At 70.9% G+C, this 22,789-nt stretch carries 21 protein-coding genes; 12 read left to right on the top strand and 9 right to left on the bottom strand.

Features of this window, described 5'->3' with window-relative positions; genetic code table 11:
* Positions 1-80: 80 nt before the first annotated feature.
* Positions 81-1,358: a lipase family protein gene (locus ACZZ98_RS13495; protein WP_463516727.1), complete on the bottom strand. Its 1,278-nt coding sequence runs from the start codon at positions 1,356-1,358 to the stop codon at positions 81-83.
* A 135-nt stretch (positions 1,359-1,493) separates the two neighbouring features.
* Between ACZZ98_RS13495 and ACZZ98_RS13490 the strand changes: the two genes are divergently transcribed.
* Positions 1,494-3,395: a Na+/H+ antiporter gene (locus ACZZ98_RS13490; protein ID WP_463516726.1), complete on the top strand. Its 1,902-nt coding sequence runs from the start codon at positions 1,494-1,496 to the stop codon at positions 3,393-3,395.
* On the top strand, positions 3,392-4,072 hold the full coding sequence (locus tag ACZZ98_RS13485; protein ID WP_463516725.1) for a Maf family protein: 681 nt from the start codon (positions 3,392-3,394) through the stop codon (positions 4,070-4,072). Before ACZZ98_RS13490 ends, ACZZ98_RS13485 begins: the two co-directional genes overlap by 4 nt.
* A gap of 37 nt (positions 4,073-4,109) precedes the next feature.
* Here the strand turns inward: ACZZ98_RS13485 and ACZZ98_RS13480 are convergent, their stop codons facing one another.
* The 3 genes from ACZZ98_RS13480 to ACZZ98_RS13470 form a co-directional block, all read right to left on the bottom strand.
* Positions 4,110-5,174, bottom strand: coding sequence for a S8 family serine peptidase (locus ACZZ98_RS13480; protein WP_463516724.1), 1,065 nt, complete (start codon positions 5,172-5,174; stop codon positions 4,110-4,112).
* Between the two features lie 106 nt (positions 5,175-5,280).
* Complete coding sequence (locus ACZZ98_RS13475) at positions 5,281-6,858, bottom strand: acyl-CoA carboxylase subunit beta (protein ID WP_463516723.1); 1,578 nt, start codon at positions 6,856-6,858, stop codon at positions 5,281-5,283.
* 34 nt (positions 6,859-6,892) lie between these two features.
* Positions 6,893-8,077 carry an acyl-CoA dehydrogenase family protein gene (locus tag ACZZ98_RS13470; protein WP_463516722.1) on the bottom strand — a complete coding sequence of 395 codons (1,185 nt, stop codon included), beginning with the start codon at positions 8,075-8,077 and terminating at the stop codon, positions 6,893-6,895.
* 59 nt (positions 8,078-8,136) lie between these two features.
* Between ACZZ98_RS13470 and ACZZ98_RS13465 the strand changes: the two genes are divergently transcribed.
* Positions 8,137-8,532 carry a MerR family transcriptional regulator gene (locus ACZZ98_RS13465; protein ID WP_463516721.1) on the top strand — a complete coding sequence of 132 codons (396 nt, stop codon included), beginning with the start codon at positions 8,137-8,139 and terminating at the stop codon, positions 8,530-8,532.
* 89 nt (positions 8,533-8,621) lie between these two features.
* Positions 8,622-8,801, top strand: a complete 180-nt coding sequence (locus ACZZ98_RS13460) for a hypothetical protein (RefSeq protein ID WP_463516720.1) — start codon at positions 8,622-8,624, stop codon at positions 8,799-8,801.
* Positions 8,802-8,814: 13 nt separating this feature from the next.
* Here the strand turns inward: ACZZ98_RS13460 and ACZZ98_RS13455 are convergent, their stop codons facing one another.
* Complete coding sequence (locus ACZZ98_RS13455; protein WP_463516719.1) at positions 8,815-9,738, bottom strand: PfkB family carbohydrate kinase; 924 nt, start codon at positions 9,736-9,738, stop codon at positions 8,815-8,817.
* A 45-nt stretch (positions 9,739-9,783) separates the two neighbouring features.
* Between ACZZ98_RS13455 and ACZZ98_RS13450 the strand changes: the two genes are divergently transcribed.
* From ACZZ98_RS13450 to ACZZ98_RS13440, 3 genes are all read left to right on the top strand, one after another.
* Entirely contained in the window at positions 9,784-10,695 is a 912-nt protein-coding gene (locus ACZZ98_RS13450; RefSeq protein ID WP_463516718.1) for an AAA family ATPase, read from the top strand.
* An 11-nt stretch (positions 10,696-10,706) separates the two neighbouring features.
* Entirely contained in the window at positions 10,707-12,167 is a 1,461-nt protein-coding gene (locus tag ACZZ98_RS13445; RefSeq protein WP_463516717.1) for a VWA domain-containing protein, read from the top strand.
* A 236-nt stretch (positions 12,168-12,403) separates the two neighbouring features.
* The gene (locus ACZZ98_RS13440; protein WP_463516716.1) at positions 12,404-13,234 is read left to right on the top strand and encodes a hypothetical protein; all 831 of its coding nucleotides are present in this window, start codon (positions 12,404-12,406) and stop codon (positions 13,232-13,234) included.
* Positions 13,235-13,310: 76 nt separating this feature from the next.
* Here the strand turns inward: ACZZ98_RS13440 and ACZZ98_RS13435 are convergent, their stop codons facing one another.
* Both ACZZ98_RS13435 and ACZZ98_RS13430 read right to left on the bottom strand, forming a co-directional pair.
* Positions 13,311-14,147, bottom strand: coding sequence for an aldo/keto reductase (locus tag ACZZ98_RS13435; protein ID WP_463516715.1), 837 nt, complete (start codon positions 14,145-14,147; stop codon positions 13,311-13,313).
* The gene (locus tag ACZZ98_RS13430; protein ID WP_463516714.1) at positions 14,123-15,079 is read right to left on the bottom strand and encodes an EamA family transporter; all 957 of its coding nucleotides are present in this window, start codon (positions 15,077-15,079) and stop codon (positions 14,123-14,125) included. The genes ACZZ98_RS13435 and ACZZ98_RS13430 overlap by 25 nt, the downstream gene beginning before the upstream one ends.
* Positions 15,080-15,162: 83 nt before the next feature.
* Here ACZZ98_RS13430 and ACZZ98_RS13425 point away from each other — a divergent pair, with 83 nt between their 5' ends.
* Positions 15,163-15,642, top strand: coding sequence for a MarR family winged helix-turn-helix transcriptional regulator (locus ACZZ98_RS13425; RefSeq protein WP_463516713.1), 480 nt, complete (start codon positions 15,163-15,165; stop codon positions 15,640-15,642).
* A 57-nt stretch (positions 15,643-15,699) separates the two neighbouring features.
* Positions 15,700-17,478, top strand: a complete 1,779-nt coding sequence (locus ACZZ98_RS13420) for an acetyl/propionyl/methylcrotonyl-CoA carboxylase subunit alpha (protein WP_463516712.1) — start codon at positions 15,700-15,702, stop codon at positions 17,476-17,478.
* A gap of 197 nt (positions 17,479-17,675) precedes the next feature.
* On the opposite strand, the gene ACZZ98_RS13415 is transcribed toward ACZZ98_RS13420, so the two are convergent.
* Together ACZZ98_RS13415 and ACZZ98_RS13410 are read right to left on the bottom strand one after the other, a co-directional pair.
* Positions 17,676-18,323, bottom strand: a complete 648-nt coding sequence (locus tag ACZZ98_RS13415; protein ID WP_463516711.1) for an antitoxin — start codon at positions 18,321-18,323, stop codon at positions 17,676-17,678.
* Between the two features lie 122 nt (positions 18,324-18,445).
* Positions 18,446-19,864 carry an NAD(P)H-quinone dehydrogenase gene (locus tag ACZZ98_RS13410; RefSeq protein ID WP_463516710.1) on the bottom strand — a complete coding sequence of 473 codons (1,419 nt, stop codon included), beginning with the start codon at positions 19,862-19,864 and terminating at the stop codon, positions 18,446-18,448.
* Positions 19,865-19,892: 28 nt separating this feature from the next.
* Here ACZZ98_RS13410 and ACZZ98_RS13405 point away from each other — a divergent pair, with 28 nt between their 5' ends.
* From ACZZ98_RS13405 to ACZZ98_RS13395, 3 genes are all read left to right on the top strand, one after another.
* A complete protein-coding gene (locus ACZZ98_RS13405) occupies positions 19,893-20,741 on the top strand; it encodes a purine-nucleoside phosphorylase (RefSeq protein WP_463516709.1) in 849 nt (282 codons plus the stop codon).
* A gap of 7 nt (positions 20,742-20,748) precedes the next feature.
* Positions 20,749-22,461 carry a phospho-sugar mutase gene (locus tag ACZZ98_RS13400; RefSeq protein ID WP_463516708.1) on the top strand — a complete coding sequence of 571 codons (1,713 nt, stop codon included), beginning with the start codon at positions 20,749-20,751 and terminating at the stop codon, positions 22,459-22,461.
* A gap of 94 nt (positions 22,462-22,555) precedes the next feature.
* Complete coding sequence (locus ACZZ98_RS13395; RefSeq protein WP_463516707.1) at positions 22,556-22,768, top strand: hypothetical protein; 213 nt, start codon at positions 22,556-22,558, stop codon at positions 22,766-22,768.
* The last annotated feature ends 21 nt before the right edge of the window (positions 22,769-22,789 follow it).

Below are 22,789 nucleotides of genomic sequence, written 5' to 3'. Positions count from 1 at the left end.
GGCAAACCCACAGACGTGGGTATGCCGCCCGCTCTCGTGAGCGGACGGCATACCTTGCGTGGTGGTTCAGTCCGTGCGGGTCACCGGATCGCCCAGCAACTGCTCGCCTGCGGCAGTCCCGCGAAGCGCGCCTCGAAGAACGCGTAGCTCTCTGCCGAGGACGGAAGGGTGCCACCGAGGTGGGTGGGTCCCACGTTGCTCGACAGCCGCACGTTGGCACCGAGAGCACACCAGTCCTTGCCGAGCTGCCTGCCCACGGCGTAGGGGATCACGTCGTCGAGCAGCGAGTGGGAGAGCAGCACGGGGGCCGACGGCTTGCGGTTGCCGATGCGGTTCTCGGCGACGACCGAGGCGAACGGCTCCTCGGCGAGGTAGGCCGTGAGCGGCCGCCCGTCCCGGGTCAGGGTCGCCGAGTCCTGGAAGGCCGACTGCGCGAGGTCGAAGACACAGCTGCCCTCGGTGCGCTGCGCGACCGCCCTGCCCCTGTCGTTGAGGTAGCCGGCGACGTCGACCCCATGGCCGGCGGACAGGCCGAGGAGGGCGTAGTTGAGGAACTCCGCATAGAGGCTCCTGTCGAGGTTCGCGGCGACCTTGACGAGGCCGGCCGGGACGGCCCCGGCAACGGTGCCCCTGACCCTGAGCTCGGGTGCGTAGGTGCCGGCCAGCTCGGCCGCCGAGGCGGCAGCACCGCCACCTTGTGAGTAGCCGTAGAAACCCACGGGTGTCGTGCTCCGCAGCGTCGTCCCGGGCCGGGCGAGGGCGGCACGCGCCATGTCGAGGACGGCGTGACCCTGCGCGACGCGGTTGACGTAGGTGTGGGTGCCCGGCGTGCCGAGCCCCTGGTAGTCCGTGAGCGCGACGGCATACCCACGGGCGAGCAGGCCCTGGAGGAAGTAGTGCTCATACATCGTCAGGCTCTCGGCCAGCTGACGCGACGGGGCGCAACGGTCGCCGAGGCCCATCGTCCCCACCGCATAGCTGATGAGCGGACGCGAGCTCAGCCCGAGCCACGGCTTCCTGGGCTCGAAGATCGTGCCCGTCACCGCGATCGGTCGTGCGACGCGGTCCGTGGACGCATACATCACCCGGGTGGCGGAGACGTTGAGGGTGGACAGGCCCAACGGGTCGATGAACTGCGTCGCCGGCTCGGTGCGCAGGATCGCTCCCGGCGTGGCCGGTATGGCTGCCGGTGGCTGGTAGAAGGCCGGTCGCGGCGGCTCGGGGGTGTCGGTGACTGTCGTCGCGCCGGCCGTGCCGGGGACGGAGTCGGGGCCGGCGGTGGCGGGCGCCGCCAGCGCGGCGACGAGCCCCAGGGCAGCGAGCGGGGCGAGGGCCCGGCGGAACATGCGTGACGTCATTGTCAGCCTTTGGTTCGAGTGTGGCGAGGGCGAGCACTGCGCGGTGCGCCGAACCTACCGCCGGGTAACCGGGGCCGCAAGACGGGCCGTCACGTCGGTTGCGTCACACCTTCGGCCATCCACGACAATGAGCCGGTGACTCTCGCTCTCACGCTCGCCGCCATCGCCGTGACCGTCATCCTCGTCGCCCGCCTCAGCGCTCCTCTCGGTCTGCCCGCCCCGATCGCCCTGCTGGTCGTCGGGCTCATCGCGTCCGTCCTGCCGTTCATCCCCGACGTCTCGCTCGATCCGGATGTCGTCCTGCTGGGCCTGCTCCCCCCGTTGTTGTATGCCGCCGCCCTCAACACCTCGCTCGTCGACATCCGTGCCAACCGGCTCCCGATCCTCGGCCTGTCGGTCGGCCTCGTGCTCTTCACGACGTTCGGCGTCGCGCTGCTCGCGTGGTGGCTGCTGCCGAGCGTCCCGTTCACCGTGGCGGTGGCCCTCGGCGCGATCGTCGCCCCGCCGGACGCCGTGGCTGCGACGGCGGTGGCTCGCGGGATCGGGCTGCCGCGCCGGATCACGACCATCCTCGAGGGGGAGTCCCTCCTCAACGACGCGACCGCTCTCGTGACGCTGCGGACGGCCATCGCGGCTGCGGGGCTCGCCTCGTCGCACCACGGGTTCGCCTCTCACGGAGCGGTTTCGGTGGGATCCGTCGCGCGCGACTTCGGCCTCGCCGTCGTGGGTGGCGTCGGCGTGGGCTGGGTCGTGTTCATGCTCATCGGCCTCATCCGCAAGAACCTCACCGAGGCCAGCTCCGACACGGCGCTCTCCTTCGCGGCGCCGTTCCTGTCCTACCTTCCGGCCGAGCAGCTCGGCGCCAGCGGCGTGCTCGCCGTCGTCACCACCGGCCTCCTCCTGGCCCACAAGTCCCTCGTCCTCCAGTCCGCGGCCTCGCGTCTCAGCGAGCGGGTCAACTGGGCCAGCATCACCTTCCTCCTCGAGAACACCGTCTTCCTCCTCATCGGGCTGCAGCTGGCGAGCACCGTCGGCGACGTCCGGGCGAGCGAGATCTCGCTCGGCCGGGCCGTCGTGGTCGGCCTGGCCGTCCTGCTCGCCGTCCTGCTGCTGCGGCCGGTGTGGATGTTCCCGTTCAGCTACCTCTCGGGCGTGCTCGGGAGGGCGGAGCGTATGCCGGGCAAGGCCGCCAGCGTCGCCGTCACCTCCTGGGCCGGGATGCGCGGCGTGGTCACCCTCGCCGCCGCCCTCACCCTCCCGCCGGAGACTCCGGAGCGCCCGACGCTCATCCTCATCGCCCTCATCGTCACCGTCGGCACCCTGGCCCTGCAGTCGTCGACGCTGCCATGGCTGGCCCGCGCCCTCGACGTGCGCGGCCCGGACCCGCGCGAGGACGCCCTGCAGGAGGCGACCGTCGTGCAGGCCGCAACCGGTGCCGGACTGCGCTCGCTCGACGACGAGCCCGGCGTCGATCCCGTTGTGGCACAGGAGCTGAGGGACAATGCCGAGATCCGGGTCAACCGCATCTGGGAGCGGCTCGGCACGCTGGGACCCGGCGACGGCGAGCCACCCACAGAGACCCGCAGGCGACTGCGCATGGTCATGCTCGACGCCGAGCGCCGTGAGCTCGTCCGCATCCGCGACGAGGACGACGTCGACCACGAGATCCTCTCCAGCGTCATGAACCAGCTCGACGCCGAGGAGGCTGCCCTGACGTGGAGCATGGCCAGGGCAGCCCGGCTGCGTGATGCCCCGCTGCTCGCTCCCGACCAGGTGTCACCGGGTTGCGAGCACCTCACCTCCCTGCCCGACTGTGCGGTCCCCTCGAACGTCGAGGGCTGTGAGGAGTGTCTGCGTGAGGGTCAGACGTGGGTGCACCTGCGGATCTGTGTGTCGTGCGGCCACGTGGGCTGTTGCGACTCGTCGCCGGGGCAGCACGCCGGGAAGCACTTCACCGCAGAGCGTCACGCCGTGATGCGCTCGCTCGAGCCCGGCGAGGCGTGGCGCTGGTGCTTCGTCGACGAGGTGCTCGGATGACGGCGCAGACCATCACGCTCGTCCTGGCATCTGCCTCGCCGGCACGGCTCGCGACCCTGCGCGCAGCTGGTGTCGAGCCCCTCGTCCAGGTCAGCCGGGTCGACGAGCACGCCGTCGTCGCGGCCGTCGAGGCGGTCCACGGACGACTGCCCGCCGCCGACGTCGCGCTGCTCCTCGCCCGCGCGAAGGCCGAGGACGTCGTTCGCGCTCGCACCGACGCCGATGAGCCGGGTTGCCTTGTCCTGGGCTGCGACTCGGTCCTCGAGCTCGACGGCGAGGTCCACGGCAAGCCCGCCGACGCGGCGGAGGCGACATCGCGGTGGCAGCGGATGCGGGGACGTTCTGGGGTGCTCCATACCGGACACTGGCTCGTCGACGACCGGGACACCGACGACGGTGGCACGCAGGGCGTCGTCGGCGTCACCGCGTCGACGACCGTGCACTTCGCCGACCTCGACGACGCCGAGATCGAGGCGTATGTCGCGACCGGCGAGCCGCTGCACGTCGCCGGCGCCTTCACCCTCGACGGGCTGGGTGCGCCCTACGTCCGCGCCATCGAGGGCGACCCGTCCAACGTCGTCGGGGTGTCCCTGCCGGTCCTGCGCGAGCTCCTGGCCGAGCTGCACCTCCCCTGGCGGGCCCTTCGAGCATCCGCCCGAGACGCAGGTATGCCGTGACGCAGGACTCGCGCCACGGCATACCTGTGTTCGTGGTTCAGCGAGCGGACGCGACCGCTGCCTGGGCGTCGACGATGCCGTAGCCGTAGAGCGGGGTGAACGCTCCCTTGAGGCCGAGCACCGGGGTCCGTGCCGTGGTGAGCAGCGCCTTCTCGGTCTGGTCGACCGAGCGACCCTGGGCGAGGAGCAGCGCGGCAACGCCCGCGACGTGCGGCGTCGCCATGGAGGTGCCGGCGAAGGAGTCGTAGCCCGCGACACCGCAGCCGCTCGTGGCCTCGGTCGGCACGGTCGACCACACGTCGTCGTCGCAGGCGCCGAAGGCGAAGCCACCGGGGGCCGAGACCACCTTAAGGTCCGGCTTGATCGGCAGCTCGGAGAACGCCGAGTGCAGCTCGTTCCTGTCGGTCGAGCCGACGCAGATGCCGGTGCTGGAGAAGCCGGGACTGGTGCACGCGATGGTGGAGGTGTTGCCCGCGGCGATCACCGAGACGGCGCCCTTGGTGCGGGCGTAGGCGATGGCCTGCTCGACGGCCGTGTCGAGACCGATGACCGACAGCACCTGCGTGCCCGGCAGCGAGCCGAGCGAGAGGTTGATGACGTCGGCGCCGTGGTCGGCCGCCCAACGGATGCCGTGGGCGATGTCATCGGTCGAGCCGGAGCCGTTCTCGAGCACCTTGATCGGCATGATGCTCGCGTCCGGCGCGACGCCGGCCACACCGGTCGCGTTGTCGGTGATGGCCGCGGCGATGCCCGACACGTGGGTGCCGTGCGCGTCGACGTCCTGGCCGACCCCGTCGACGCCCTTCCAGCTGCCGTCACTGCAGACCGTCGCTCCGCCGGCACAGCCGACGAAGGTCGCCCCCGGCACGAGCTGGGCAGCGAGGTCGGGGTGGGCGAGGTCGACGCCCGTGTCGACGACGGCGATCGTCGTGCCGGCGCCCCGCGAGGTCGCCCACGCCTGCTCGGCGCGGACCTGGGTCAGCCCCCACTGCTTGTTGCGCAGCGGGTCGTTGGTGGCGGCGCTGGCAGGCGACGCGGTGGCCACGAGGGCGGTGAGTCCGAGCACGCCGGCGAGGGCGGCGGTGCGGCGTAGTGCACGCATCAGGAGAACCTTTCGGTGGGATCAGCCTCGACAGTGAGGCCTGACCCCATCGAGGCTACCCAGAGAAACCACCGAAGTGCGACCCGAGCGAGTCGCCCGACACGTCTCAGACAGGAGGTATGCCGCGTCGCTTGGTCGCGAACGAACGGTCCCGATTCGCTGCATAGCGCAGCCTGCGGAGCAGCTCGTCGCGCAGGTGCTCAGGCTCGGTGACCTGGTCGATGACGAGGTCGGCCGCGAGGCGTTCGAGGTCGACGTCCTCCTCGTACTCACGACGCTTCTCCGCGACGAACGCGTCCCGCGCCTGCGCGCCCTCGGCTGCCTCGACCTCGGCGATCTTGTTGGCATAGACGGCGTTGACCGCGGCCTCGGGACCCATGACGGCGATGCGCGCCGTGGGCAGCGCGATCGTCGCATCGGGGCCGAAGCCCGGGCCGCCCATGGCGTAGAGCCCGGCGCCGTAGGCCTTGCGCACGACCACGCAGAACTGGGGCACGGTGGCGCTCGACACGGCGGAGACCATCTTGGCTCCGTGCCGGATGATGCCGCCGCGCTCCACCTCGGAGCCGATCATGAAGCCGGGGACGTCGGCGAGGTAGACGAGCGGGATGGAGTAGGCGTCACAGAGCCAGATGAAGCGAGCGGCCTTGTCGGCGCTGTCGGTGAAGAGCACCCCGCCCTTGACCATCGAGTTGTTGGCGACGATGCCGACGGTCTCGCCACCCATGCGGCCCAGTCCGATGACGAGCTCGGGGGCGAAGAGCGCCTTGATCTCGAAGAAGCTGTCGTCGTCGAGGAGGCCGTCGATGACGTCATGGACGTCGAACGGCTGGCTCTCGCGCTCGGGCACGGAGTCGTGAGTGAGCGGGGCCTCCGGCGCTTCGGTCTCGTAGGACGGCGTCGGCGACCGCCAGTTCTGCGGGACGTAGGAGAAGTAGAGCTTGGCCATCTCGATGGCCTCGGCGTCGTCCTGGACGAGGATGTCACCAACCCCGGACACGGTGCAGTGCATGCGCGCCCCGCCCATGTCCTCGAGGGAGACCTTCTCCCCCACGACCATCTCGGCCATGCGCGGACTGCCGAGATACATGGACGCGTTGCCCTCGACCATGATGAGCAGGTCGGTGAAGCTCGGGATGTAGGCACCCCCGGCGGCAGACGGGCCGAAGAGGCAGCAGATCTGTGGGACCTTGCCCGAGAGCGCCACCTGGTTGTGGAAGATGCGACCCGCACCCCGCCGCCCGGGGAACATCTCGACCTGGTCGGTGATGCGGGCACCCGCCGAGTCGACGAACCAGAAGATGGGCAGCTCCTCGCGCAGCGCCATCTCGGTGGCGCGCACGATCTTCTCGACGGTGCGAGCTCCCCACGACCCGGCCTTCACGGTGGGGTCGTTGGCGATGACGATGACGGGGCGGTCATCGACCGTGCCGCGGCCGGTGACCACGCCGTCGGCCGGCAGGCCCGGAGCCAGGGCGTTGGCGTAGCGGCCGTCCTCGACGAAGCTGCCCTCGTCCACGAGCAGGGCGATGCGGTCCCGGACATAGAGCTTGCCCTGCGCGGCGAGCTTGGCCGCCGCCTTCTCGGGAGCGCTCGCCGAGGCGGTGTGCGCGGCCTCGAGCCGGCGACGGACGTCGGCGACCCGAGGGTCGCTGGAGGTGGACGCGGAGTCGCTCACCGGCATACCTTCCTTCTTCTCGTCGGCCGGGGGTCGGGGGTCAGCCGAGGCCGAGGTGGCGGGCGATGAGCATGCGCTGGACCTCGCTCGTGCCCTCGCCGATCTCGAGGATCTTGCCGTCACGGTAGAAGCGGGCGACGGGGTACTCCTCCATGAAGCCGTTCCCACCGAAGATCTGGACGGCGATGCGGGTGGCGGTGACGGCGGCCTCGCTCGAGTAGAGCTTGGCGATCGACGCGGCCTGCTTGACCTCCTTGACGGACCGGCGACCGGCCTCCAGCTCGTCCTTGAGCCACGCGGCCTTGTAGGTCAGCAGGCGGGCGGCCTCCACCGACACGGCGAGGTCGGCGACCTGGAAGGAGACGCCCTGGTTGGAGCCGATCGGGCGGCCGAAGGCGGTGCGGGTCTTCGCGTAGTCGGTGGAGAGGTCGAGCATCGCCTGGGCCATGCCGAGGGCGAGCGCCGAGATCGCGATGCGTCCGTCGTCGAGGGTCTTGAGGAACTGCTTGAACCCCTGGCCCTCCTCGCCGAGCAGGTTCGCCTCGGGCACCCGGCAGCCCTGGAAGGTGAGCCCGTGGGTGTCCGAGATGTGCCAGCCGAGCTTGTCGTAGGCCGGCTCGACCGTGAATCCCGGTGTGCCAGAGGGGATCATGATGGCGCTGATCTGGGCGTTGCCCTTGTCATCGGTGCCGGTGCGGGCGGTGACGGTGACGAGCGAGGTGATGTCGGTGCCGGAGTTCGTGATGAACGCCTTGGCCCCGTCGACGACCCACTCGTCGCCGTCACGCACGGCCTTGGTCCGGGTGGCGCCGGCGTCGGAGCCCGCATCCGGCTCGGTGAGACCGAAGCCGGCGAGGGCGCGGCCGGCGACGAGGTCGGGCAGCCAGCGCTGCTTCTGCTCGTCCGTGCCGTAGGTGAGGATCGGGTTGATGCCGAGCCCGACGCCCGCGGACAGCGTGATGCCGATGGACTGGTCGACGCGACCGAGCTCCTCGATGGCGACGCAGAGGCTGGTGAACGCCCCGCCCTCCTCGGTGTCGAGGCTGCCGCCGAACTCCTCGGGCACGACCAGGCCGAAGAGCCCCAGGTCGCCCATCTTGGGGACGAGGTCAGCCGGGAAGTGGTGGTCCCGGTCCCACTGCGCGACGTGGGGAGCGACCTCGCGCTCGGCGAAGTCACGCACGACCTTGCGGAAGTCCTCATGGTCCTGGCTGAGCTCGAACATCGATGTCCTCTCACACTGCTTCTTGACGTTGACGTTAACGTAAAGCAATACTGGCGCGCGTGGCAAGCCGATCCGAGGACAAGCAGACCTGGACGATCCGTGAGGTCGCCGACGAGTTCGACGTGACCCATCGGACCGTGCGGCACTACGAGGAGCTCGGCCTCATCACCCCCGAGCGCCTCGGCACCACCCGCGTCTACCACCGCCGCGACCGGACCCGGCTCGGACTCATCCTGCGGGGCAAGCGCCTGGGCTTCCCGCTCGAGGAGATCCGCACGATCATCGACCTCTACGACGCGCCCCGCGGTCGCAGGAGCCAGCTCGAGTACGTCCTGGCGCAGATCGACGAGCGTCGTGCCGACCTGGAGCAGCGACGCCGCGACCTCGACGCCGCGATCGACGAGCTGGGACGGTTCGAGGAGGCCTGCCGAGCCGACCTCGAACGGCGGGCCTGAACCCACGGCTGTATGCCGTTCCCACCTGGGGCGACCCTCTCGCCTAGCGTGGGTGGAAGCATCCGCCCTGCACAGCAAGGAGCCCTGTCATGGACCGCTCGGACGAACGATCGGCGCTGGCCTGGATCATGTCGGGGACGGTCGGAGCCGTCGTCGCCGCAGGCCTGGGCAAGGTCTTGCTGGATCGGCACCGCGCCCGTGCGCTGGACCAGGCGCGCGAGGAGGTCGAGGTCGAGGAGCAGGCCGAGGCAGAGGGGCACCCGAGCTGACGCGCGTGGTCGGTCAGGCGTGCTGGTCGAGGAACGTGTCGATCTCGGCTGCCGTCGGGGCCGTCGCCGGACCGCGGCGGGTCACCTTGATCGCTCCTCCGGCGTTGGCTCTGCGGGCAGCCTCGACCCAGCTCGCGCCGGCTGCGCGGCAGGCGATGAGCACACCCGTGTGGGTGTCGCCGGCGCCGTTGGTGTCGACCGGCTGCTGCGGATAGCCGTCGAGGTCGGTGGTCTCGTCGTCCGCATGGACCGCGCACCCCTCCGGTCCGTCACGGACGACGGCCACGGCCCCCTCCGGCAGGTGGTCGAGGCACTTCCCGGCCGCCACCACGATGTCGGCCTCGCCGGTGAGGGCCTGGCTCTCCTCGGCGTTGCCGGTCCACACCGTCGTCATCTCGAGCATCCGGCCGCGGATCTCGTCATCGAGCTCGGCGAAGATCGCGCCCGGGTCGAGCACGACCTCGACATCGCCCGGTAGCCCGGCAAGCCACTGCAACAACGGATCTCGGGTGGTGCCCGTCAGGCTGTAGCCGCTGACGCACACGAGATCACCCGCCTGCGGGTCGGAGGTCTGGAGCGACTCGACGGTGATGACGCGCTCAGCGGCCTGGGTGGTGACGAACGTGCGCTCCGCCGTGGGTTCGAGCATGACGACGCAGATCCCCGTGTCCAGGTCGGGCACGACAGGGCTGGAGACAGTCACCCCCTCGGCCGCGAGCGCCTCGCGGACGAGGTCGCCGTGCGGACCTGTGCCCGTCGCGCCCGCGTGGACGCAGTGCGCGCCCTGCCGCGCGGCGGCGAGGAGGATGTTCACCGCTCCCCCGGCATACTCCTTCGGCGGCGGTGCCATGACGTTGCCGCCGCGGCGGGGCAGCGAGGGCACCTCGACCACGACGTCGACGAGTGCCTGTGCGGTGTGGATCACGCGGGGAGCCATGAACGGCAGGGTATGCCGTGCGCCGTCGGCTGCGAGGATGTCACCGTGAGCACCTCGGCAGCCTCCCCGTCAGCCACGACACGGTTCGACTCGATCGACGAGGTGCGAGAGCGCCTGTCCGAGGCCGGCTACCTCGCCTCCGACGCCATCGCCACGACGACGTTCCTCGCCGACCACCTCGGCAAGCCGCTGCTCGTCGAGGGACCGGCCGGTGTCGGCAAGACCGAGCTGGCCAAGGCTGTGGCCGAGGCGACCGGGGCCAGGCTCATCCGGCTCCAGTGCTACGAAGGGGTCGACGAGGCTCGCGCCCTCTACGAGTGGAACCACGCCAAGCAGCTCCTGCGCATCACCGCCGAGCGCGACTCCGCTGACGGCTGGGATGCGCTGCGCGACGACATCTTCAGTGACGAGTTCCTCCTGCCCCGGCCTCTGCTGGCCGCCATCCGCAGCGACGAGCCGGTCGTGCTGCTCATCGACGAGCTCGACAAGGCAGACGTCGAGATCGAAGGGCTGCTCCTCGAGATCCTCGGCGACTTCCAGGTGACGGTGCCGGAGCTCGGCACGATCACCGCGACCCACCGCCCGTTCGTCGTCCTCACGTCCAACGCGACCCGCGAGCTGTCCGAGGCCCTGCGTCGACGCTGCCTCTTCCGCCACATCGACTACCCGGACGCCGAGCTCGAGCAGCGCATCGTCACCCTCCGCGCGCCCGGGCTCGACGACGCCCTCGTCGCCTCGGTCGTGCGCCTCGTCCAGCGCCTGCGCGAGCTGCGTCTGCGCAAGGCGCCGTCCGTCTCGGAGACCGTCGACTGGGCTCGCACCCTCATCGCCCTCGGCGCCACCAGCGACGTCGACCTCACGGCTGAGCTCGTCCGCGACAACCTCGGCGTCCTGCTCAAGCACCAGGACGACATCGAGCGGGCTGCCGTGGCCCTCGACCTGCCCGCCCCCGCCTGACCGTTCGCAGCATGTCCACCGCACTCGACTCCCGGCTCGTCGGCTTCGCGCGTGCCCTGCGCGGCCACGGAGTCGTCCTCGGGACGAGCGAGATCGTCGACGCCGGCGCCGCCGTCCGGGTCCTGGGGCTCGAGGACCGCGGGCGCCTGCGCGAGGGCCTCGCCGCCGCGCTGCTCCGTCGCTCCGGCCAGCGACAGGTCTTCGACGACCTGTATGACGTGTGGTTCCCCGCTGCCCTCGGGGAACGCTCCGGGGTGAGCGCGGATGCACCGCCCGGCACGCTGCAGGACCGGCGCTCCCGGGCCGCCGAGCTGCGCGACGACCTCGCCCGAGCCCTGGCCGCCGGCGATGAGCGGGCCCTCGACGAGCTCGCGGCCCGCGTCGTCGCCGAACTTGGGGCCCTCGCCAACGCCGCCACCACCGGGTCGTTCTCGGCGCAGCAGGCCCTCGACACCCTCGCCCCCCAGACCGCCGTCGCCGGAGCCGTCGCACGCCTGCAGGACGCTGCCGAGGACGCACCCGGCGGCTCCGGCGACGGCAGTGGTGGATCGGGCGGCTCCGGCTCCGGCACGGGCGGCCCTGCTTCGGGCAACAACTTCGCCTCCCGCTTCACCCGCGACGAGGTGCGCACGGGGGTCGCGGCCTTCCGTCGTCGGGTCGAGGCCGAGACGCGCCGTCGCAACGCCGAGGCCCGCGGCCCCGAACGGATCAGCCGGTATGCCGTCCGCCCACCTGCCGAGCAGACGCCCTTCCTCCTCGCGGGACCGGCCGAGCTCGAGGAGCTGCGGGGCGCGATCCAGCCGCTCTCACGCAAGCTCGCGACGCGGCTCGCAGCCCGCCGACGACGCGCCTCGCGGGGTCGGATCGACGTGCGACGCACGCTGCGTCGCTCACTGTCCACGGGCGGCATACCCATCCGTCCTGCACTGGAGCGTGCGAGCCCGCACCGTCCCGACCTCGTCATCCTCTGCGACCTGTCGTCCTCCGTGGCGGGCTTCTCGCGCTTCACGATCCTGCTCGTGCAGGCCCTCGCGACGCAGTTCCGCCGGGTGCGCATCCTCGGCTTCGTCAACCGCGTCGACGACCTCACCGAGCAGGTCATCGGCGCCCCACCCGGCAGCGACCTGGGTGACGCCTTCGACGACCTCTCCCGGATGACGCGGTGGCACCGCAACAGCGACTACGGCGCGGTCTTCGCCGACGTGGTCGAGCACCACCTCGACGTGATCGGCCACCGCACGGCGGTCCTCATCCTCGGTGACGCCCGCTCCAACCACACGGACCCCCAGTTCGACGCCCTCCGTGAGATCGCTGCGCACGCCCGACACGTCTCCTGGCTCAACCCCGAACCCGTCCGCATGTGGGGCAGCGGCGACTCGGTCGCCCTGCGCTACAGCGAGATCGTCGACATGCACGAGTGCCGCAACGTCGCCCAGCTGAGGGAGTTCGTCGGCCGCCTCCTCCCCGTCTGAGCCCCTGGGCGACGATCGCGAGTCGAGTGTCGGTGATCCGGGCCCTCCTCGTCCTCGATGGCCCCGATTCTCCGACTGTGGCCGCCGTCCACAGGGGCACGACAAACCCTGGGCCGTCCACAGAAACCGGTCACGGGAAGGCGTGGTGGTCCCAAGGCGGCGAGGCTCGTCGCATGTCCCGACCTCCCGCACCGCTGCCATCCGGCCTGGGCAGAGTCTTTCCCACGTCAACGGCGATGAGTGCCGGGGCCACTGCCGACCGCCTCCGAGCGAGCGACCTGCGCACGCCCACCTCCGGGGTCCGTTCGATGGGGTCGGACAGCCACAGCGTCGAGGCGATGGCTCGGGCCTACGCCTTGGTCCTTCCCCAGCCCTTCGTCTACTCGCATCGCACTGCTGCTCGGATCCACGGCCTGCCCGTGCCTCGCCCTTGGGACCCGAGCGAGTGCCTGCACGTCATGCGGCCTTCCGGCACACCTCTCGTGGTGCGAGCCGGTGTCAGGAGCCACCGCGGCCTCGAGCGACGTGACACCGAGCTCGTCGACGGCCTGCCCGTGACGGATCCGCTCCAGACGTGGGCAGACCTGGGTCACGAGCTGCCCGACGGTGACCTCCTCGCCATCGCTGACGCCCTGCTCGCTCGTGACCTGACACGGCCCAAGGACCTTGAGCGAGCGGCCGCGGATCGGCGAGCCCGCGGCGCTGTGGCACTGCGGCGGTGCGCGGCACTGGCTCGGCCGGGTGCGGCGTCACCCTGGGAGAGCAAGGCTCGGCACGCGTTCGTGACGTGGGGGCTCCCTGAGCCGGAGCTGAACGTGGACGTCTTCGACGCCGGCGGACACTGGCTTGCCAGGCCTGACTTCCTGTGGCGCGAGCGCAAGGTCGTGGGTGAGTACGACGGCGACCAGCACCGCACCGACCGCAGCCAGTGGCAGTACGAGCGGGAGCGGCGGGCCCGGCTCGAGGACGTCGGCTACACCTACGTGGAGATGACTGCACTCAGCCTGGTCGCGGCTCGCCACCGCATCGCCTTGCGTGAGCGGCTGGTCCGCCTGCTGCTTCACTGAAGGCCGGGTGAGTGTCGGGGATCTGGGCCGACACGTCCGTGTGAGACCCCGAATCCCCGACACCCAGCCGTGCGCGTCAGCCGTTGAACTTGTCGGGGTCGGGGCCGGTGCGGAATCCGCGGTCGAGGGTCGCGATCTGCGCCATGTCGTCCTCGGTCAGCGAGACTGACGTGGACTGGAAGTTCTCGGTGATGCGGCTCGGGGTGACGGACTTGGGAAGGACGACGAAGCCGCGGGCGAGGTGCCACGCGATGATCACCTGGGCGGGGGTGACGTCGAGGCGCTCGGCGATGGCGCCGATCACCGGGTCGTCGAGGACCTCCTTGCCGGAGGCGAGCGGGCTCCACGACTCGGTGACGATCCCGTGCTCGGCGTTGAACTCCGCGACCTCGCTCTGCTGGAGGTAGGGGTGGAGCTCGATCTGGTTGATCGAGGGCCATTCGCCGGTCTCGTCGAAGAGGCGCTGCAGGTGGTCGACGTGGAAGTTGCAGACGCCGATGGCCCGCACGCGGCCGGAGTCCCGCAGGGCCTGCAGTGCCTTCCAGGCGTCGACGTAGCGGTCCTGCTCGGGGAAGGGCCAGTGCAGGAGCAGCAGGTCGAGGGTCTCGAGGCCGAGGCGGTCCATCGAGCCGGTGAACGACTCCACCGTCTCCTGCGCGCCGAACTCGCTCGGCCAGACCTTGGTCGTCACGAAGATGTCGTCACGGGGGACGTCGGTGGCGGCGAGCGCGCGGCCGACGCCGGCCTCGTTGTCATAGAGCTTGGCGGTGTCGATGTGGCGGTAGCCGGTCTCGAGGGCCGACAGCACGGCGGCGTCGACCTCGGCGTCGGGCACCTGCCACACACCGAAGCCGAGCTGGGGGATGTCGACCTGGGTCGATCCGGACTTCAGGACGATGTCGTTGATGGGCATGCATCCACCGTATGCCGGGTGCCCACCCAGCGTTGACCGGTCCACCCTCGAAGGACCGACCGAAGCTGCGGCTGGGCCAGCAGGACGCTGCCGAGGACGAGACCCATGCCGAGGAGGTGAACCGCCCCGAAGGGTTCGCCGAGCAGCACGACGCCGAGCAGGGTGCCGGCCACGGGGTTGAGCAGCCCGATGACGGCGACGGCGCCGGCGCTCATGGTGGCGAGCCCCTTGAACCAGGCGACGTAGGCGACACCTGAGCCGATGACGCCGAGGTAGGCCAGCGCCACCCAGCCCGAGAGGGGCAGGCTCGGCGGCGCGCCCTCGAGGAGGAGGGCGAAGGGCAGGAGCACCAGTCCCCCGGCGACGAGCTGCCACGTGGTGACGACGAGGACGCCCTCGTCCACGGCCCATCGCTTGGTGAGCACGAACCCGATGCTCGCGGAGGTCACCGCCCCCACCGCGGCGACGAGCCCCACGAGGTCGACGTGACCGCCGACCTCGCCCTGGAGGACGAGGATGATGACGCCGAGCGCACCGACGAGCGAGGCGACGACGGTTGCCGAGGTGGAGCGTTCGCGAAGGATGGCCCAGGCCAGACCCATCGTGATCAGCGGAGCGATCGCCGTCATGGTCGAGCCCAGCCCGCTCGGAAGGCGGGTCGCCGCGACGAAGAGCAGCGCCACGAACAGCCCCATCGTCAGCGTGCCGAGGACGACCGAGCGCCACCACCACGACCCGCGGGGAAGGCGCCGGTGCCACGCGAGTATGAGCAGCCCGACGGGAAGGATCCGCATGACCCCCGCGAAGAGCGGGCGGTCGGCGGGGAGGAAGAGGTGCGTCACGGCATACGTCGATCCCCAGACGACCGGAGCGATCGCAGTGACCGCGACGAGCGCCAACCCACCGAGCTTGCTGTCCGAGATAGTTTCCACGGAAGGTACAATACCTTCCAGGGAAGGTATATTTCCACCTCATGCCACAGAAGCCCGAAAGGACGCCCTCCGACGACAGGGACATGGCGGACCACGTCGTCGAGCAGTGGCGGGCCGAACGACCCGACCTCGACCCGACCCCGTTCCTCGTCATCGGGCGGATGCACCGGGTCGCCAACGCGCTCACCGCCGAGCTGGTGAGCGTCTATGCCGAGTTCGGGCTCGGAGAGGGCGAGTTCGACGTGCTGGCAACCCTGCGGCGACAGGGCGGTGACCACGCCCTCACCCCCTCGGACCTCTCGGAGCAGACCGTGGTGACGTCGGGGGCGGTGACCAAGCGGGTGGACCGGCTCGTGGCGAGGGGCTACGTCGAGCGGCGCCAGAGCGGCACCGACGGCCGCTCTCGGCTCGTCGCCCTGACACCTGCCGGCAGGAAGCTCATCGACCGGGCCTTCACCGCCCACATGGCCAACGAGGCCCGGCTGCTCGAGGCCCTCTCCTCCACGGAGCGCGCCGGTCTCGAGCGCGGGCTGCGGGTCCTGGCCCAGTCCCTCGGTGTGTGACCGACCCCGCTCCACCACACCCCGCACGTGCTGGGGCGACCCACTACAGTCCGGGACATGGCCATCAGCAAAGTCCTCATCGCCAACCGTGGCGAGATCGCCGTCCGCATCGCTCGCGCCTGCAAGGACGCCGGCATCGGCTCCGTCGCCGTCTATGCCGAGCCCGACCGTGACGCCCTGCACGTCAAGGTCGCCGAAGAGGCGTTCGCCCTCGGCGGCACCACGCCCGCGGACTCCTACCTCCTCCAGGACAAGCTGATCGAGGTCGCCAAGGAGGCTGGCGCAGACGCGGTGCACCCCGGTTACGGCTTCCTCGCCGAGAACGCCGAGTTCGCACAGAAGGTCATCGACGCGAGCCTCGTCTGGATCGGCCCGGGCCCCGCCGCCATCGACTCGCTCGGTGACAAGGCCAAGGCCAAGCACATCGCGGTCAAGGCGAACGCGCCCCTGGCCCCCGGCACCAAGGACCCGGTCAAGGACGCTGACGAGGTGGTCGCCCTGGCGAAGGAGTTCGGGCTCCCCATCGCGATCAAGGCCGTCTACGGCGGTGGCGGTCGCGGCCTCAAGGTCGCCCGCACCCTCGAGGAGATCCCCGAGCTGTTCGAGTCCGCCGTGCGCGAGGCGGTCACCGCCTTCGGTCGCGGCGAGTGCCTCGTCGAGAAGTTCCTCGACAAGCCGCGGCACGTCGAGACCCAGTGCCTGGCCGACCAGCACGGCAACGTCGTCGTCGTCTCCACCCGTGACTGCTCCCTCCAGCGTCGCAACCAGAAGCTCGTCGAGGAGGCGCCCGCGCCGTTCCTCACCGAGGAGCAGAACGCCGAGCTCGTCCGCGCCTCCAAGGCCATCCTGCGCGAGGCCGGCTACGTCGGCGCCGGCACGTGCGAGTACCTCGTGGCCCAGGACGGCACCATCAGCTTCCTCGAGGTCAACACACGCCTCCAGGTCGAGCACCCCGTGACCGAGGAGGTCACCGGCATCGACCTCGTCCGCGAGCAGTTCCGCATCGCCGACGGCGAGGAGCTCGGCTACGACGACCCGACGCCGGTCGCGCACTCCTTCGAGTTCCGCATCAACGGCGAGGACGCCGGCCGCAACTTCATGCCCGCGCCGGGCACCGTCTCGCGCATGGTCGTCCCGCAGGGCCCGGGCGTGCGCTGGGACGCCGGCATCGTCGAGGGCGACACCGTCGCAGGCGCGTTCGACTCGATGATCGCCAAGCTCATCGTGACCGGCCGCACCCGCGAGCAGGCCCTGGAGCGCTCACGCCGGGCGCTGGCCGAGCTCGAGGTCGACGGCATGCCGACGGTGCTGCCGTTCCACCGAGCCATCGTGTCCGATGCGGCGTTCGCGCCGGAAGGTGACGCGGCCTTCACCATCCACACGCGCTGGATCGAGACCGAGTTCGACAACCAGATCGCACCCTTCGCGGGTGAGGCCGCCTCCGCCGACGGCGCGGAGGAGCAGGGCGAACGTCAGCGCGTCACCGTCGAGGTCGGCGGACGTCGGCTCGAGGTCGTGCTCCCCGCCGGTCTGTCCCTCGGGGGCGGTGGTGGTGGCGCCGCGAAGAAGAAGGCACCGAAGCGCTCCGGCGGCAGCAAGGCCGGCGCCGCGGCGTCCGGAAACTCCCTCACCGCGCCCATGCAGGGCACCATCGTCAAGGTCGGCGTCGAGGACGGCCAGCAGGTCGCCGCCGGTGACCTCGTCGTCGTGCTCGAGGCCATGAAGATGGAGCAGCCGATCACCGCTCACAAGGCAGGCACCATCAGCGGCCTCACCGCCGAGGTGGGCGCCACGGTGACCAACGGCGCCGTCCTCTGCGAGATCCAGGACGCCTGACGAACCCCGCACAACCGGTCGTCCCGGCCTGTGCCCTCCGAGACGACCAGCGCGGCCCACCGCTCCCTGTGAGGCGAGCCGCGCTGTGGGTCCTCGTCGAGCCCACTTTCACGCTAGGACCGTCGTCGGCACCCCCGCAAGCAGATGCGGCGAGGTCGACATGAACGTTCGTGAAGGCCGTGAAGCAGGACGAATGCTCAGCGGGTGCGGGTGTCGTCCTGACCGAGGTCGATCGTCTCGCCACCGTCAGCCGGCTGGTTGCCGCCCGGGGTCTGCGCCGACCCCGGATCACCCTGCTGGGTGGGTCCCCCCTGGGGCAGCCCACCAGCCTCCCCCTGGCTCGGGGAGCCCTGGGTCTGCGGCTGGGTGTCCGGCGACGGGAAGGACGGGTCGTCGGGCGCATCGGCACCCTCACCCGGGATGGTGGAGGGTGCGCCGGTGCCCGGCGCACCGCCCGGGTCCAGGGGGCCGCTCGGGTCCTCCTGGGGCTGCGGGTCACCGGTGCCGGGCGACGGGTTCGGGACGGGCACCTCGCCCGGCTGCTCCGGGGTCGACGGCGTCGTCGGGGTGGTGGGAGTGGTGGGAGTTGAACCCGGGTCGGCCGGGACCGGGGTCGTCGGCTCGGACCCGGCCGTTCCGCCGTGGTTCGAGGGCAGGCCCAGCTTGTCCTCGATGAAGTCGCCACCCCTGTCGATGGCCGACGAGAACTTGCCGCCAGTCCTCTGGTCGAGCAGGTCCTCGACCTTGTCGATGGCGCTGCGCGCCGAGTCGGGGTTGTCCTGGGCGTAGTCCTTGGCCCTGTTGAGGGCCTCGTCGCCAGTGATCGGCTGCTTCTGCTCACTCATCGGAAGTCTCTCCCACGGTGTCGGGGTTCGGATGAGTCCCAAACTAGCCACGCGTGGGTTCCGTGTGGGGCTTGGCACCAGCCGAGCACCCCTTGGGCACCCAGCGCCCCCGGACGCCTCGGTCAGCTCGTGGTCGTGTGCAGCCGTCGCGCGGCTTCGGCGATCGAGCCGGACAGGGACGGATAGACCGTGAAGGTGCTGGCCACCTGGTCGACGTTGAGCCGGTGGTGCACCGCCAGGGTGACCGGGAAGATCAGCTCAGAGGCTCGCGGCGCCACGACGACGCCACCGATGACGGCGCCAGAACCCTTCTGCGCGAACAGCTTCACGAAGCCGTCGGTGATGCCCGACATCTTCGCGCGCGGGTTGCGTGCCAGGGGGAGCGTGACCACGTCGGCGTCGGCGCTGCCGTCGTCGATCGCCTTCTGCGAGATGCCGACGGTCGCGATCTCGGGGTCGGTGAAGATGTTGGCCGAGACGACACCGAGGTTGAGGGGAGCCACGGCGTCACCGAGGGCGTGCGACATCGCGATGCGGCCCTGCATGGCGGCCACCGACGCGAGCGGGAGGACTCCCGTGCAGTCGCCCGCGGCATACACACCTCTGACCGACGTCCGCGAGACACGGTCGACCACGATGTGGCCGGACTCCGAGAGGTCGACCCCGACCTCCTCGAGACCCATGCCGGAGGTCTGGGGGACGGAGCCGACGGCCAGCAGTGCATGCGACCCCTCGACCTCACGCCCGTCCTCGAGCCGGACGACCACTCCGTCGCCACGCGTCTCGACGGCGGCCATGCGGGAGCGCCCGAGGACCTCCATGCCGCGCCGCCGGAAGACGTCCTCGATGACGGTGGCCGCGTCCGGGTCCTCGCCGGGGAGGACCCGGTCGCGCGAGGACACGAGGACGACGTCGGAACCGAGGCCGAGGTAGGCCTGCGCCAGCTCGGCGCCGGTGACGCCGGAACCCACGACGATGAGGCGCTCGGGCAGGGCGTCGAGCTCGTAGATCTGCTGCCAGGTGAGGATCCGCTCGCCGTCGGGCTGGGCCGTGGGCATGGTGCGAGGGGTGGCACCCGTGGCGAGGAGCACGACGTCGGCCTCGACCAGCTCGGTGGCTCCGTCGAGGAGGGTCGCCTCCACCTGGGTGGCCGACAGCAACCGGCCGGTGCCACGGAGCACGCTCACCCCGACCTCGGCCACTCGCTCGGCGATGTCACGGCTCTGCGCGGCGGCGAGGTCCTTGACGCGTGAGTTGACCTCGGCGAGCTCGGCCTTGGCGTCGCGGACCGCGTCTCCCTCACCGTCCTCGAGGTGGACGCCGAGGTGGGCCGCCGTCTCGAACTCGGACATGTAGTCGGCCGTCGAGATGAGGGTCTTGGACGGCACGCAGTCCGTGAGGACAGCCGCACCACCGAGGCCGTCACGGTCGACGATGGTGACCTCTCCCCCGAGGTGTGCCGCGACGAGCGCCGCCTCGTAGCCTCCCGGCCCGCCACCGACAATGACGACCCGAGTCGTTCGCGCATTCACGCGGTCCATCCAACCACGCGGCGGCTACCCTGCTCGCGTGACCGACAACGCCTGGGCCTCCTCCCCGCTCGACCTCGCCGACCCGGCGACCGACCCCTTCGCCGTCGCTGACGCGGCCGCTGCGGTGATCCGCGAGCGCACGGGCATCGAGCAGCACGACGTCGCGCTCGTCCTCGGCTCCGGCTGGGGACAGACCGGGGACCTCATCGGCGAGACGCTCACCGAGATCGACAACACCGACGTGCCGGGCTTCGGCAAGGCTGCCGTCGCCGGCCACTCGGGCACGATGCGCTCGGTCGCCATCGGCGACACGGGCCGGCGAGCCCTCGTCTTCGGCACTCGTACCCACTTCTACGAGGGCCGCGGCGTGCGCGCCGTCGTCCACGGCGTCCGCACCGCTGCCGCCCTCGGGTGCGGCACCGTCGTCCTCACCAACGGGTGCGGCGGCCTGCGCGAGGAGTGGCCTCCCGGAACCCCTGTCCTCATCCGTGACCACATCAACCTCACGGCACACTCCCCCATCGAGGGTGCGAACTTCGTCGACCTCACCGACGTCTACACCCCCCGGCTGCGTGACCTGGCCCGCGAGGTCTACGGCGGGCTCGACGAGGGCGTCTACGTCCAGTTCCGAGGCCCGCACTACGAGACCCCGGCCGAGGTGCACATGGCCAAGGTCCTCGGTGGTGACCTCGTCGGCATGTCCACCTCGCTCGAGGCCATCGCCGCCCGCCAGAGCGGCATGGACGTCCTCGGCATCTCCCTCGTGACCAACCCCGCAGCGGGCATCTCGAAGACGCCGCTCAACCACGAGGAGGTCCTCGAGGCCGGCGCGGCCGCGGCCGAGCGATGCGGCCAGCTGCTCGCCGCCGTCGTCGCGAAGATCTGAGGAACCCATGTCGTATGCCGCCCGCCACGAGTCCGTGCCGACCGTCCCGTCCGAGGCCGGGACGGAGAACGACGAGCTGATCGCCGCTGCTCGCGCGTGGGCTGCCGACGACCCGGACCCGGAGACGAAGGCAGAGCTCGTCGCCGTGATCGACGCGGCCGAGTCCGGCGACGCCACTGCCGCCGCCGACCTCCTCGACCGCATGTCGGGCCTGCTCCAGTTCGGCACGGCCGGTCTGCGTGGCGCCCTCGGTGCCGGTCCCAACCGGATGAACCGCTCGGTGGTCATCCGAGCGGCAGCCGGCCTCACGGCATACCTGAAAGGACAGGGCCGGGCCGAGCCGTTCGTCGTCATCGGGTTCGACGCGCGGTTCAACTCCGACGTCTTCGCCCGCGACACGGCTGCGGTCGTCGTGGGAGCCGGTGGTCGGGCCAATGTGCTGCCGCGTCCGCTGCCCACACCCGTTCTCGCGTATGCGATCCGGCACCTCGGCGCTGACGCCGGGGTCATGGTCACCGCGAGCCACAACCCGCCCCAGGACAACGGCTACAAGGTCTACCTCGGCGACGGCTCGCAGATCGTGTCGCCCTCCGACGTCGACATCGCTGCCGAGATCGCGCGCATCGACCGGACCCTGGACGTGCCGCTGGCCGACGACGGCTGGCAGACGCTGGACGAGGAGGTGCTCGAGAGCTACCTGACGCAGGTCGTCGACGTCGTCTCGTCGGACACCCCTCGTGACCTCGTGGTGGTCCACACCGCGCTGCACGGGGTGGGTTCCGAGACCGTCGCGCGTGCGTTCGTCGCTGCCGGTTATGCCGCTCCACTGCCGGTTCCCAGCCAGGCACAGCCGGATCCGCTCTTCCCGACGGTGCCGTTCCCCAACCCCGAGGAGCCCGGCGCGATGGATGCGGCCCTCGAGCTGGCCGAGCAGACCGACCCCGACGTCGTCATCGCCAATGACCCGGATGCCGACCGGTGCGCTGTCGCCGTTCCGGGCCCGGGCGGGTGGCGGATGCTGCGCGGTGACGAGGTCGGGGTGCTGCTCGGTGCGCACCTGCTCGATCGCGGCGTGCCCGCGGATGCGGTGTTCGCCAACTCGATCGTGTCGTCGCGGATGTTGGCGACCGTGTGCCGGTCGGTCGGCATCGCGCACGAGGAGACCCTGACGGGGTTCAAGTGGATCTCGCGGGTGCCCGGGCTGCGCTATGGCTACGAGGAGGCACTCGGCTACTGCGTCGACCCGGAGCAGGTGCGTGACAAGGACGGTGTGTCGGCTGCTCTGGTGGTCGCGGAGATCGCTGCGTCTCTCAAGGCTGCCGGGGGCTCGATCTCGGAGCGGCTCGACGAGCTCGCGGTGGCGCACGGGGTGCACGCGACGGATGCCTTCTCGGTGCGCGTCGAGGACCTCGCACTTCTCGGCCAGGTCATGGCGCGGCTGCGCGCAGAGCCGCTGAGCAGCGTTGCCGGAGTTGAGGTCTCACGGGTCGACGACCTGGCCGCTGGTGACGGTGGGCTGCCACCGACCGAGGGCCTGCGCTACTTCCTGGCGGACGACTCGCGCGTCATCGTGCGCCCGTCCGGGACCGAGCCGAAGCTCAAGGTCTATCTCGAGGTCATCGAGCCGGTCGTCGACGGCGACCTCGCCGCTGCCCGCTCCGTAGCAACCCAGCGACTGGCCGGCATCAGGGCCGACCTCGAGGCCGCCACGGCACTCTGACGCCGAGGATGGACAAGCGGGTCCACCGACAGGTGGAGGCGCCGGCGGCACCTCCGTGGGCAGGATGGAGCCATCAAGGGGGAAGACTTCCCACGTGCCGAAGGAGAACCTCATGGAACGCCGCTACCTCAACATCGCCTGGCTGCTCACGGCGATCCTCGCCATCTGGGCGATCATCGCCGGGAACGTCGACAGCATCCCGAGCTGGACCATCGCCATCCCCGCCGTCCTCACCGGGTTCTGGTGGGCCTTCGGCCGCGGCGCCCTCGGGGACGGCCCCCGCAAGGACGAGGGCCCGAGCGTCTGACCGCCCACGCGGGCACACTGG

The sequence above is a fragment of the Knoellia sp. AC549 genome, assembly GCF_979258975.1.
This window is presented reverse-complemented; position numbering and strand designations above follow the sequence as displayed.

Bases quoted from the DNA above. Each gene is read 5' to 3' on its own strand.
- ACZZ98_RS13410 (WP_463516710.1), bottom strand. From the start codon at position 19,864: ATGGACCGCGTGAATGCGCGAACGACTCGGGTCGTCATTGTCGGTGGC.
- ACZZ98_RS13420 (WP_463516712.1), top strand. From the start codon at position 15,700: ATGGCCATCAGCAAAGTCCTCATCGCCAACCGTGGCGAGATCGCCGTC.
- ACZZ98_RS13400 (WP_463516708.1), top strand. From the start codon at position 20,749: ATGTCGTATGCCGCCCGCCACGAGTCCGTGCCGACCGTCCCGTCCGAG.
- ACZZ98_RS13425 (WP_463516713.1), top strand. From the start codon at position 15,163: ATGGCGGACCACGTCGTCGAGCAGTGGCGGGCCGAACGACCCGACCTC.
- ACZZ98_RS13470 (WP_463516722.1), bottom strand. From the start codon at position 8,077: ATGTTCGAGCTCAGCCAGGACCATGAGGACTTCCGCAAGGTCGTGCGT.
- ACZZ98_RS13440 (WP_463516716.1), top strand. From the start codon at position 12,404: ATGAGTGCCGGGGCCACTGCCGACCGCCTCCGAGCGAGCGACCTGCGC.
- ACZZ98_RS13485 (WP_463516725.1), top strand. From the start codon at position 3,392: ATGACGGCGCAGACCATCACGCTCGTCCTGGCATCTGCCTCGCCGGCA.
- ACZZ98_RS13455 (WP_463516719.1), bottom strand. From the start codon at position 9,738: ATGGCTCCCCGCGTGATCCACACCGCACAGGCACTCGTCGACGTCGTG.
- ACZZ98_RS13475 (WP_463516723.1), bottom strand. From the start codon at position 6,858: ATGCCGGTGAGCGACTCCGCGTCCACCTCCAGCGACCCTCGGGTCGCC.
- ACZZ98_RS13435 (WP_463516715.1), bottom strand. From the start codon at position 14,147: ATGCCCATCAACGACATCGTCCTGAAGTCCGGATCGACCCAGGTCGAC.
- ACZZ98_RS13445 (WP_463516717.1), top strand. From the start codon at position 10,707: ATGTCCACCGCACTCGACTCCCGGCTCGTCGGCTTCGCGCGTGCCCTG.
- ACZZ98_RS13480 (WP_463516724.1), bottom strand. From the start codon at position 5,174: ATGCGTGCACTACGCCGCACCGCCGCCCTCGCCGGCGTGCTCGGACTC.
- ACZZ98_RS13495 (WP_463516727.1), bottom strand. From the start codon at position 1,358: ATGACGTCACGCATGTTCCGCCGGGCCCTCGCCCCGCTCGCTGCCCTG.
- ACZZ98_RS13415 (WP_463516711.1), bottom strand. From the start codon at position 18,323: ATGAGTGAGCAGAAGCAGCCGATCACTGGCGACGAGGCCCTCAACAGG.
- ACZZ98_RS13460 (WP_463516720.1), top strand. From the start codon at position 8,622: ATGGACCGCTCGGACGAACGATCGGCGCTGGCCTGGATCATGTCGGGG.